The organism is Gordonia sp. CPCC 206044, assembly GCF_048537895.1.
GTDB lineage: Bacteria > Actinomycetota > Actinomycetes > Mycobacteriales > Mycobacteriaceae > Gordonia.
In genome coordinates this window covers 25,549-37,497 of the sequence record NZ_JBCLVL010000016.1, presented here as the reverse complement: position 1 = coordinate 37,497, position 11,949 = coordinate 25,549, and the positions used below count along the sequence as shown (strand labels likewise).

The window sequence follows — 11,949 nt, the reverse complement described above, 5'->3', positions numbered from 1 at the left end:
GGAGATCGCTGTTCGGCCACCAACACCTCTCCGATCGTCAGGCGCCTGCCTTGACGATGTCCGCGGTGACGCCGTCTCCCAGGTCGATCGCACCCGGCGTCTCGTCGGCGACGACGTCGAAACGGACCGCCAACACCTCACCGGCGATCATCTCGGCATGCCGACGGGCCCACTCGAGACGCTCGGCGGGGACCACCAACCGGACCTCGATGCGATCGGATACGTCCAGATCGAGAGTGCGTCGTGCGTCCTGCAACTCGCGGACCCGGTCCTTGGCCCATCCCTCGGCCTCGAGTTCCTCGGTGACCGTGGTGTCGAGCACCACGAGACCGCCACCGCCCGGCAGTTCCGCCGTCGAGTCGGGCTCCTCGGCCACCAGGCGGCGGGTGTACTCCCCGTCACGCAGCTCGATGCCGTCGGCCACCACGACCTCGGCGCCGTCGTCGCCGGTGGACACCGACCAGTTGCCCGACTTGACGGCCTTGATGACGCGCTGCACCTCCTTGCCCAGGCGCGGGCCGGCAGCACGCGCGTTGACCGCTATCTCGTTGCGGCCGTACGCGTCCGTGTCGGTCGCCAACGTCACCGACTTGACGTTCATCTCGTCGGCGATCAGATCCGTGTAGGGCGCCAGGCGCTCGGCGTTCGGTGCGGCGACGGTCAGTCCCGGCAACGGCAGGCGCACCCGCAACCTGTTGGCCTTGCGCACGCTCGAGGCGACCGAGCAGACCTGCTGCACCGAGTCCATCGCGGCGACCAGCTCGACGTCGGCCGGCAGTTCGTCGGGCCGCGGCCAGTCGGTGAGGTGCACCGACCGATCGCCGGTCAGACCGCGCCAGATGGCCTCGGTCGCCAACGGCAGCAGCGGCGCCGCCAGTCGACTCGCCACCTCGAGCACCGTGTACAGCGTGTCAAATGCGTCGGCATCGACGTCCTGACCCGCCCAGAACCGCGAACGAGACCGTCGCACATACCAATTCGTCAACGACTCGACGAACTCGCGATAGGCCTCGCAGGCACCGGCGATGTCGTAGACGTCGAGGGCATCGGTCATCAGATCGCGGGTCGACGCCAATTTCGCCAGGATGTAGCGATCCAGCACGTGCTCGGAATCCGTGCGCCAGGTCGCGGGGCGCTCCGCGTAGAGCTGAAGGAAGCTGTAGGCGTTCCACAGCGGCAGCAGTGCCTGCCGCACGCCCTCCCGGATCCCGCGCTCGGTGACCACGAGGTTGCCGCCCCGCAGCACCGGTGACGCCATCAGGAACCACCGCATCGCATCCGAGCCGTCGCGGTCGAACACCTCGTTGACGTCGGGGTAGTTGCGCTTGGACTTGGACATCTTCTGTCCGTCGTCACCGAGCACGATGCCGTGGGCGATGACGCTCTTGAACGCGGGCCTATCGAACAAGGCGGTCGCGAGCACGTGCAGGTTGTAGAACCAACCACGCGTCTGACCGTTGTACTCGACGATGAAGTCGCCCGGGTTGTGTGGCAGCACACGCCCGTCGGCGCTGCCGTCGAACCAGTCGGAGTTCTCGAACGGGTAGTGCACCTGGGCGTAGGGCATCGAACCCGATTCGAACCAGCAGTCGAGCACCTCCGGCACACGGCGCATGGTGGACCGTCCCGTCGGATCGTCCGGGTTCGGGCGGGTCAGATCGTCGATGTAGGGCCGATGCAGGTTGTCCGGCCGCACACCGAAGTCGCGTTCGAGCTCGTCGAGCGAGCCGTACACGTCGGTGCGCGGATGGTCCGGATCGTCGGAGACCCACACCGGGATCGGCGCACCCCAGTAACGGTTACGGCTGATGTTCCAATCGCGCGCACCCTCCAGCCATTTGCCGAACTGACCGTCACGGATGTGCTCGGGCGCCCAGGTGATCTGCTTGTTGAGTTCGAGCATGCGCTCCTTGATCGGCGCGACTGCGACGAACCATGACGGAACCGCCATGTAGATCAACGGTTTACCGGACCGCCACGAGTGTGGATAGGAGTGCTCGATGGTGTCGTGGCGCACGATGCGGCCGGACTGTTTGAGATCCTTGATGATCACCGGATTCGCATCGAAGACCATCAGCCCCTCGTAGGGCGGCACCTGCGCGGTGAACCGACCGCCCGGATCCAGCGGCTGCACGACCTCGATGCCGTTGGCGGTCGCGAGATCCATGTCCTCCTCACCGAATGCCGGTGCGAGGTGGACGATTCCGGTTCCGTCCTCGGTGGTGACGTAATCACCGAGCAGGATGCGGTGCGCGTTCGGATGACCCGCGAAGAAGTCGAACGGCGGTGTGTAGGAGAGGTTCTCGAGCTGACGACCGGTGTATGTGCCGAGCGTCTCGGTCTCCCCTAACTCCTTGGCATAACTTCCGACCAGAGCCTTCGCGAGCAGATATTCCTGACCGTCTTCAGCCTTGACGTGCACGTACTCGACGTCGGGGTGGACCGCGATGGCGAGGTTGGACGGCAGTGTCCACGGCGTGGTGGTCCAGATCAGCGCGTTGACACCGTCGAGTTCGCGCAGCGGACCGTCGGGGACCACCAGCGGCATGGTGACGGTCACCGCCGGGTCCTGCCGCATGCGGTAGGCGTCGTCGAGCTTGGACTCCTGATTGGACAGCGGGGTCTGCTCGTACCAGCTGTAGGGCAGCACACGGTAGCCCTGGTAGACGAGTCCCTTGTCGTGCAGGCGTTTGAACGCCCACATGACCGACTCCATGAAGTCGATGTCGAGCGTCTTGTAGTCGTTGTCGAAGTCCACCCAGCGGGCCTGGCGGGTCACGTAGTCACGCCACTCACCCGTGTAGCGGAGAACCGAGTCGCGGCAGAAGTCGTTGAACTTCTCCACGCCCATCGTCTCGATCTCGGATTTGTCGGTGATACCCAATTGGCGTTCGGCCTCGAGTTCGGCGGGCAGACCATGGGTGTCCCAACCGAAGCGGCGTTCCACCTTCTTGCCGCGCATGGTCTGGTACCGGGGTACCACATCCTTGACATACCCGGTGAGCAGGTGACCGTAGTGCGGCAGCCCGTTGGCAAACGGCGGGCCGTCGTAGAAGACGAACTCCTCGGCGTCGGCACGGTGCGCGATCGACGCGGCGAAGGTGTCGTCGGCATCCCAATAGGACAGGACGCGCTGCTCGACGTCGGGAAACGACGGCGCACCACGTCCGCCGCCCTCGGTCATGTCGATGATCGGATACACGCGGGCGTCACTGGCGCCACCGCGCTCGGCTGCGTCGTCGTTGCGTACCGGATCGGTCATCGGTCGGTCTCCTCGTGCCTGGCTGTGGACAGCTGACCTCACGGGCAACTGCGCTGGCACGGGGACGCACACCGGGGTCGACTGAGACCATCCGATCCACGCGGTACCACCCCGTTTGCGCCGTGCCGATACACGATCGGTCGGCGCCGCTCACGGTTCGAGACCTCGTCGGAACCTGCGGCTGTGACGGGCCGCTCCCGCCCGGTTCTACTGAGAGCCGCCCCGCGTGGGCACGGACTCCGTTCTTCCGGATGCTCCCCGGTGATGGCCGGATCGATGCGCCTTCGAGTGTAGCCGCGTGCCGGGCACGGATTCCACTTCGTTCGTCGGGCGGCTAGTCCATCGGGGGACGCCAGTTCGGATCCAGCGGATCGAACTTCTCGGTGCGAGACGCCCGGTCGTCGGGCTCGTCGTCGTCGGCGGCGCGGTGATGCGAGGTCCGTGACGGACCCGACTGTGACCGACCCGACTGTGACCGACCCGACTGTGACCGACCCGACCTCGGCCCCGGTCCAGACGATGGCGATGATTCACCCGATCCCGGCTCACCACCGAACCACGGTGCCTGCTGTTCATCAGGACGGCGCTCGTGGGCGCCACCGACCGAACGCAGGTAATCGTCGAGATTGCCCTCCCGTGGTGGCGGTCCCTGCGCGGGACGCCCCTGAGGTCCGGGGCCCTGGGGACGCCGCTGCGGCGGAGGTCCTTGCGGCGGAGGTCCTTGCGGCGGTCGCCCCTGGGCAGGGGGTACCGCGGAAGGAGGAGGAGTCATCGTCGGCGGACCGGCCGGCCGTGGTGCCGGACCTCGTCCCGGACCGACGTCGGGTGTCGCCGCATGGGGTTCGATGAGGGTTCGCGGCTCGTCGGTGTCCGGGTGGTCGTCGGTGTCCGGGTGATCGCCCGGGTCACGGTCGACGAAGTCCGTCACCGACGGTTCGTCGCCACGGCGACCCGAACCGACGATGTCCGCGATGAGGAATCCGAGTCCCACGAGGCACACCACGATGCAGGCCACCGCCAACCACACGGTTCCGGTGATCAGGCCGAGGACCAGGAACACGAACCCTATGAGCGTCGCCGCCAGGGCCAGCGTCAGCACGACTATTCCTTGTCGTCGCCGAACTAGCTCGGTGAGTAACTGGTGAAGCCGCCGTTACCGGGGTCCGAGGAGAACGAGTCGGCCCGGCCACCTTCGACGGGTGCGGCACTGCCGCGCTGCTGCAACTCTTCGAGCTGCGACTCCAGATACGTCTTCAGACGGGTGCGGTATTCGCGCTCGTACACCTTGAGCTGCTCGATCCGACCTTCCAGCACGGTTCGCTGCTGGTTGATGGTGCCCATGATCTCGCTGTGCTTGCGCTCGGCGTCGCTCTGCAGGGCATCGGCACGCTCCTGCGCCTGACGCACCTGCGCCTCCGAACGGGTCTGCGCGTCGGCCAGGATCGCCTCGGAACGCTGCCGGGCGTCGGTGAGCAATGCGTCGGCCTTGGTCTGGGCCTCCGACACCATCGCGTCCGCGCGCGAGCGCGCATCGCTGACCAAGGTGTCGGCCTCCTGGCGCGACGTCGATGTCAGACGGTCCGCGGTGTCCTGCGCGAGCGCCAGGACGCGTGCCGCCCGGACGTTGGCGTCGTCGTCGGACAACGGCGCGGCCGGAGGCGCTGCCTGCGCCGGCGGCGCCTGCTCGGGTGCCGCCGCGGCGGCGAACACCTGGGTGCGTTCTTCGGCTGCTTCGCCGGTCGTGCTCGGCGCCGACGACCCCGCCTCGGCGAGTTCTCCCTCGAGCTCTTCGACCCGCTGCTTCAGATCGCCGTTCTCCTCGATCAGACGGGCGAGTTCTGCCTCGACAAAGTCGAGGAACTGATCGACCTCATCCTCGTTGTAACCGCGTTTACCGATAGGCGGTTTGCTGAACGCGACGTTGTGCACATCAGCTGGAGTCAGCCGCATGTCGGTTCCCCTCATGTGTTGTTCGAGATGGTGGATCGGGCTCCGCTCACGTAACGCCCGGATCCCCGAAGGGGTTCCGCTTGCTGCGCTCGGCGATGCCCTGGTCGTACAAGCAGTCTTCAGTTGGAAGAACGCTCAGACTGCACAATCTTTGCTGCAGGCTGTCACTGTTTATTCATACCAGTCCACTGGGTAACTGGCGTCAAATCCTGTCACTCGCGAACCGCTTGTTGCAGAGGATCGATGCTCTCCTGCAACCAAACAGTCACTCAATGATGACATCCAAATGTAGACCACCCAAGGGCGGCGGTCACGGACCCATCCATCGGATGTGCCGCCGCCCCATCGGGTCCCGGCGATCACCGCTGGTCAGGCCAACCCGGCCAGCGCCGCCGCGGAACTGCGGCCGAGAGAACTGACGATCTGCATCGCGACCAACACGACGATCATCACGATCATCAACGAGAGATCCAGTCGCACGGGTCCCAGCGGGATCGGCGGCAGTATTCGTCGCAGCGCGCGAATGGGTGGATCGGTCGCGGTGAACACGATCTCGATGATCACGACGGCGAACCCGGTGGGCCGCCAATCCCGCGCGAAGGTGCGGACCAACTCGACGACGAGTCGCGCGAGCAGGAGCAGCCAGTAGATGAACAACAGGTAGTAGAGAACCTGAAACAGAATCGTCACGCCTCAAGGTTGCCTGAAGACTCGGACATGTGCGGCAGGCAGGTACGCAAGCGGCCCGGTTCGTGTCGTCGATCGACACGAACCGGGCCGGTTGGTGAGCGTCCTCAGCTGTGGTTGTAGAAGCCCGTCTCCGCGATCTTGCGACGGTCCTCCGGCGACACGTCGACGTCGGCCGGCGAGAGGAGGAACACCTTGGTGGCCACCTTGTCGAAGGAACCGCGCAGGGCGAAGGCAAGCCCGGCGGCGAAGTCGACGAGCCGCTTGGCGTCGTCGTTGGTCATGTCGACGAGGTCCATGATGACCGGATTGCCGTCACGGAACCGCTCACCGATCGTGCGGGCCTCTCCGTAGTCGGACGGGCGCAAGGTGGTGATCTTGTGCAACGGGCCGTCTGCGAACACCTGCTCGAGCTCCCTCTGATCCGGTGTCGCCGCGGTGCGAACCACCCCGGCGCCGCGCAACCCCGTCCGCTGCAGCGGCTCGAGACGATGGGCAGTACGCATCCGCTCGACCGGCTCGCCCGCGTGACGCACCCCCGCATATGCGTACTCGGCGGGCACCTCGTAGGCCTGAGGTTCGAACTCCGGCGCAAATCGCCGGTCGTCCACGTACGCGTAGTCGGCGTCGCGCGGTCCCTCACGGAAGGCAGGCTCACGATAGGGGGCCTGGTCGTAGTAGTCGTCACGGTACGGACGACCACCGCGCACCGGGCCACCCGGCTCCTCCAGGTAGTCGTCCTCGTAATCACCAGGAGGGACCATGCCGAAATATGCTTTGAACTTCTGCATCGTGGTCATAGCTGGCCTCTCTGTCGTCCAACGCTGCCGGGGAGCAGTGCGAAGTGGTGCGGTTGTTTATCCGTGTGCTCGTTGGTTCTCATGTGACCAATGTGATTAGTGAGAGATTAACGGCCGTGGACCCATGATTGCGGTACCGACACGCACGCATGTCGATCCATGCGCAACGGCGGCCTCCAGATCGCCGGACATCCCCGCGGACAACTCGTCGGCCTCGGGATGATCGCGCAGGAAACCCTCCCGGATCTCCGCCGTGCGTGCCATCCATCGGTCCGCGGTCCCGTCCAGGGGTGCGATCACCATCAATCCGCGCAACGTGAGTCCGGGTTCGGCGACGACCCGGTTCGCGAGTTCGGGCAGATCCTCGACGAGGACGCCGCCGCGATGCGGATCGCCGTCGAGACTCACCTGCAGCAGCACACCGAGCGGGTCGGTCCGCGCACCTGCATCCAGCGCTGCCGTCGCGCCCCGCGACAGCGCATCGACGAGCTTGTCGCGGTCCACCGAATGCACGGTACGTGCCCATCCCGCAACGGTTCCCGCCTTCTTCGACTGCACCGTGCCGATCATGTCGAAAACGGTGCCTGCGGGCCGATCACCGAGCTCCGCGAGCTTGCGACTCGCCTCCGGCTCACGCGATTCGCCGAACTCCCGCACTCCCAGATGGATCAGCCGACGCACATCGTCGGCCGGGAAGAACTTGGTGACCACCAACAACTCCACCGAGCCGGGTGACCGACCGGCTGCGGCGATCGCAGCCTCGAGCCGATCCCGAACCGCGGCATGATGTCTCGCGAGTTCCCTGGTCCGCTCGTCGGCCTCATCGGTCATCGGTGACGTCGGCCTCCTCCCCTGCCGAGGAATCGATCCAGATCACCGATGCCAGACGGCCGGTCGGCGCGCCGCGCCGATGGCTGAACAGATCCGGGTCGTCGATCGTGCACCTCGGGTCGGCCGCCACCGCAGCGACCCCGGCCTCGAGCAACTGGCGCCGGATACCGGCGCGCAGGTCCAGACCCGTTGTCCCCTTGGCGGTCACACACGCACTGCCGGGCAGATGCTCTTCGACGTCGCGCTGCATGTGCGGCGGCACTTCGTAGTTACGGCCGCTCGCCGCCGGACCGAGCAGGGCGCCGATGCGCTCCGGCCGGGCGCCGAGTTCCACCATCGCCCGCAACGTCGCCGGGATGATCCCGATCCGTGCACCCACCCGACCGGCGTGCACCCCGGCGATCACACCCGCCTCGTCGTCGGAGAGCAGGACCGGCACGCAATCGGCGGTCAGCACGGCCAGCGCGAGATCGGCAGTGGTGGTCACCAGGGCGTCGGTCGCGGGCACCGCCGCATCGACCGGACCGTCCACCACGACCACGTTGCGGCTGTGGATCTGTTCCATCCACACCAGCCGTGAGGGCGGCAGCCCGATCTGTTCGGCGAGCCGGGTCCGGTTGTCGGCCACTGCTTTCGGGTCGTCGCCGACGTGGTCACCGAGGTTGAACGACGCATATGGCGCACGGGACACCCCACCCGACCGGCCGGTGACCACGCGGCGTACCCGCATGGTCGATCAGCGCTTCATGAACGACGGCACATCGACGTCGTCGTCGTCGAGGGTGACGTTGTTGCGACGCGGCGGCTCCGGCTGCTGCTGGGTCTGCTGCTCGGCAAACGGGTCACCGGCCCCGGCACCGGCAGGCATCTTGCCGAACAGCGGATCGTCGGCGCCCGCGTTGGTCGACACGGCACCGGCCTGGCCGGCCCCGACGTTCGACTTGCCTGCGGCCTTGGGGATCTCCACGCGCTTGCGCGGTGCACCGCCGTCGAATCCGGCGGCGATCACCGTCACCCGGACCTCGTCGCCGAGATTGTCGTCGATCACCGTGCCGAAGATGATGTTGGCGTCCTCGTGGGCCGCTTCCTGCACCTGGGTGGCCGCGTTGTGGATCTCGAACAGACCGAGGTCGCTGCCGCCGGCGATCGAGATCAGCACGCCCCGAGCGCCTTCCATGGACGCCTCGAGCAGCGGCGAATTGATGGCCATCTCGGCCGCCTTCTTCGCCCGCTCGTCGCCCCGCGCCGAGCCGATTCCCATCAGCGCGCTGCCCGCGTCGCTCATCACACCCTTGACGTCGGCGAAGTCGACGTTGATCAGACCGGGTGTGGTGATCAGATCGGTGATGCCCTGAACACCGTTGAGCAACACCTCATCTGCGCTGCGGAAGGCGTCCATCAGGCTCACCTGGGCATCGCCGAGCTGCAGCAGACGATCGTTGGGGATCACGATCAGGGTGTCGCAGGATTCACGCAGGGCGACGATGCCCTGTTCGGCCTGGTTGCCACGCCGCTTGCCCTCGAAGGAGAAGGGGCGGGTCACGACACCGACGGTGAGGGCACCGAGCTTGCGAGCGATGGAGGCGACCACGGGTGCACCACCGGTGCCGGTGCCACCGCCCTCGCCCGCGGTCACGAACACCATGTCCGCGCCCTTGAGCAATTCCTCGATCTCGTCGCGAGCGTCCTCGGCCGCCCGGCGGCCGACCTCCGGGTCGGCACCTGCGCCCAGACCGCGTGTCGAGTCACGGCCGACGTCGAGTTTGACGTCGGCGTCACTCATCAGCAGCGCCTGCGCGTCGGTGTTGATGGCAATGAACTCAACACCTTTGAGTCCCTGTTCGATCATTCGGTTGACGGCATTGACACCGCCGCCGCCGATGCCGACGACCTTGATCACGGCCAGGTAGTTGTGCGGTGGCGTCATGTCCCGCCTTCCTCGTTCGATCCGAAACCCTAAACCTGAACCATAGATTTAGAGTTATGTCAAGTAGATGGATGTTGGAGATGACGCTAGGCATCGAGGGCATCGCTGGCCAGCAAGCGGGCGGCGTGTCGCGAAGTTGCACCGTGGATTTTTTCGGATCCGAGGTCGATCACGGCCGTCGAGGCAGCGTCACGGTCCGCGGACGGCCCGCGGGAAATCACTTGTAGGCGGGGAATTCCGGACTCGACACGTTGTACGTCGACGCCTTGCGGGTGAGCAGAGCGTCCAACGTGCGGGCCTTTTCGGCACCCTGCTCGCTGTCGCCCCAGATGACCTTCTTGTTCCCCTTGAGGGTGAACTGGATGTCGACCGGCGACGACGCGGTGACCTTGACGAGTTTCGACGAGATCGTCTCGGGCAGTTCGGCGACCGCCTTGAGGGTCGCCGTGGTGGTCGGGTCGGTGGGTCCCGGGTTGGGGGTGTCGAACTCGGGGAGCCGGTTCACCTCCGGCGGGATGCCCGTCGCGGTGTCGTAGGTCAGGTATCCCACACCGGAGCGGTCCAGCACGTGGACCTTGTCGCCGTCTCCGATCCGCGCCACCGGCGTTCGCTCGACGACGGTGATGGTCAGTGCCGACGGATAGCTGCGCTGTACCCGCACCGATTCCACCGACGGGATCGCGGCCACCCGCCGTGCCACCGCCTGCGTGTCCACCTGCAGCAACGGCGTGCCGTCTGGGACACGCGCGGCGCTGAGGATCTCGTCGCGCGCGATGGCGTGATTGTCCCGGACGTCTGTGGACCGCACCGACATCAACGGGGTGAAGTAGGCGATCGAGCCCAGACCGACCACCACGACGATCGCCGCGATCGTGCCCAGCAGCAGCCGGTGCCGCCGCGAGCGTGGAGCCCGTGTGCGGGTCCCCCTCACGGCGCCTTCGCCTTCAGGGCGGCAAGGATCTCCGGACCCTGCATGGTGATGTCGCCCGCCCCGAGGGTGAGCACGAGATCACCCGCACGGGCGATCGATGCGACGGTGGCCGCCAACGTGGACAGATCGGGCACGAAGATCACCGGCCGGGTCACACGATCGGCGATGCTCGCACCGCTGATGCCGGGGATCGGCTGTTCCCGGGCCCCGTAGACGTCGGCGACGACGACCTGATCGGCGAGATCGAGTGCGGCAGCGAACTCGGCGGCGAACTCTCGGGTCCGGGAGAACAGGTGCGGCTGGAACACCGCGATCACGCGGCCCGGCACCGGCTTCTCGGCTCCCTCGGCACCGTCCGCACCCTCGACCGAGGCACTGAGCACCGCTTGCCGCGCCGCGGTCAGCACCGCGCGCACCTCCGTCGGATGGTGGGCGTAGTCGTCGTAGACCTCGACATCGGCTGCCCGCCCGCGGAATTCGAATCTGCGGTGCACACCGCCGAACGCCTCGACACCGTCCAGCACGCCCGCGGGCGTCGCTCCGGCGCACATGCAGGACAGCGCGGCACCCAACGCGTTGAGCGCCATGTGCCGGCCGGGCACCGTCAGGCGCAGTGTGTGCTCGAACGCGGAGTCGGCGACCGGGGCGTCGAACCGAACCCGTGCCACTCCCCCGGCACCACGGGCCTCCCAGGACAGCAACGTCGCCGCCAGCGGCACCGAGGGGGCCAGATCACGATGTCGACCCTCCCCGTATCCGACCACGGTGACACCTTGCGCGGCAAGGCGTTCCACATTGCGACCGGCGAACTGCGCGGAACCCTCGTCGTCGAGGCAGACCACCAGTCGACCGCCCGGTCGGATCCGCTCGGCAAACGAGTCGAACACCTGCACGTAGGCCTCGCGGGTCCCGAAGAAGTCCAGATGATCGACCTCGATGTTCGTGACCACCACGACATCCGGTGAGTATTCGAGCAGCGAGCCGTCACTCTCGTCGGCCTCGGCGACAAAGATGTCGCCGGTGCCGTGATGGGCGTTGGTGCCCGATTCGTTCAGCTCCCCGCCGACCGCGAACGACGGGTCCAGACCACAGTGCTGCAGGGCGACGACGGCGATCGACGTGGTCGACGTCTTACCGTGCGTGCCGGCGACGAGCAGCGTGCGGTAGCCGGACATCAGGTCGGCGAGTACGTGCGGGCGCAGCAGCACCGGGATGCCCCGCTCACGGGCCTCCACCAGCTCCGGATTGGTCTTGGGTATCGCCGCATGCGTGGTGACCACCACCGTTGGACCGCCAGGCAGCAGATCGAGGGCCGACGGGTCATGACCCACCTGGATCTGTGCACCGCGGGTACGCAGCGCGAGGATGCCTCGGCTGCTCTTGGCGTCGGAGCCCGACACCTGACCACCGCGGGCGAGCAGGATCCGGGCCAGGCCACTCATGCCTGCACCCCCGATGCCGACCATGTGCACACGTTGGAGCTGGTCGGGAAGTTCACCGATGGGCGTGGTCTGCGGTTCGCCGTTCATCGCCTCATCCGTCCATCCGTCGACCGACGCGC

At 66.8% G+C, this 11,949-nt stretch carries 10 protein-coding genes; all 10 read right to left on the bottom strand.

Going from position 1 to position 11,949, the window contains the following annotated elements; translation table 11 throughout:
- Positions 1-37: 37 nt before the first annotated feature.
- Positions 38-3,262, bottom strand: a complete 3,225-nt coding sequence (gene ileS, locus AAFP35_RS21575; protein ID WP_419223706.1) for an isoleucine--tRNA ligase — start codon at positions 3,260-3,262, stop codon at positions 38-40.
- A 334-nt stretch (positions 3,263-3,596) separates the two neighbouring features.
- Entirely contained in the window at positions 3,597-4,361 is a 765-nt protein-coding gene (locus AAFP35_RS21570; protein WP_419223705.1) for a hypothetical protein, read from the bottom strand.
- A 23-nt stretch (positions 4,362-4,384) separates the two neighbouring features.
- The gene (locus tag AAFP35_RS21565; RefSeq protein ID WP_419223704.1) at positions 4,385-5,212 is read right to left on the bottom strand and encodes a DivIVA domain-containing protein; all 828 of its coding nucleotides are present in this window, start codon (positions 5,210-5,212) and stop codon (positions 4,385-4,387) included.
- A gap of 369 nt (positions 5,213-5,581) precedes the next feature.
- Positions 5,582-5,902 (bottom strand): YggT family protein, encoded by a 321-nt coding sequence (locus AAFP35_RS21560; protein ID WP_419223703.1) that lies wholly within the window; start codon positions 5,900-5,902, stop codon positions 5,582-5,584.
- A gap of 104 nt (positions 5,903-6,006) precedes the next feature.
- Complete coding sequence (locus AAFP35_RS21555; RefSeq protein WP_419223702.1) at positions 6,007-6,699, bottom strand: cell division protein SepF; 693 nt, start codon at positions 6,697-6,699, stop codon at positions 6,007-6,009.
- A 96-nt stretch (positions 6,700-6,795) separates the two neighbouring features.
- Positions 6,796-7,530, bottom strand: a complete 735-nt coding sequence (locus AAFP35_RS21550) for a YggS family pyridoxal phosphate-dependent enzyme (protein ID WP_419223701.1) — start codon at positions 7,528-7,530, stop codon at positions 6,796-6,798.
- Positions 7,520-8,260: a peptidoglycan editing factor PgeF gene (pgeF, locus tag AAFP35_RS21545; RefSeq protein WP_419223700.1), complete on the bottom strand. Its 741-nt coding sequence runs from the start codon at positions 8,258-8,260 to the stop codon at positions 7,520-7,522. Before pgeF ends, AAFP35_RS21550 begins: the two co-directional genes overlap by 11 nt.
- Positions 8,261-8,266: 6 nt before the next feature.
- Positions 8,267-9,457, bottom strand: coding sequence for a cell division protein FtsZ (gene ftsZ / locus AAFP35_RS21540; protein WP_419223699.1), 1,191 nt, complete (start codon positions 9,455-9,457; stop codon positions 8,267-8,269).
- A gap of 217 nt (positions 9,458-9,674) precedes the next feature.
- Positions 9,675-10,388 carry a cell division protein FtsQ/DivIB gene (locus tag AAFP35_RS21535; protein ID WP_419223698.1) on the bottom strand — a complete coding sequence of 238 codons (714 nt, stop codon included), beginning with the start codon at positions 10,386-10,388 and terminating at the stop codon, positions 9,675-9,677.
- Positions 10,385-11,917, bottom strand: coding sequence for a UDP-N-acetylmuramate--L-alanine ligase (gene murC, locus AAFP35_RS21530; RefSeq protein ID WP_419223697.1), 1,533 nt, complete (start codon positions 11,915-11,917; stop codon positions 10,385-10,387). The genes AAFP35_RS21535 and murC overlap by 4 nt, the downstream gene beginning before the upstream one ends.
- Between the last annotated feature and the right edge of the window lie 32 nt (positions 11,918-11,949).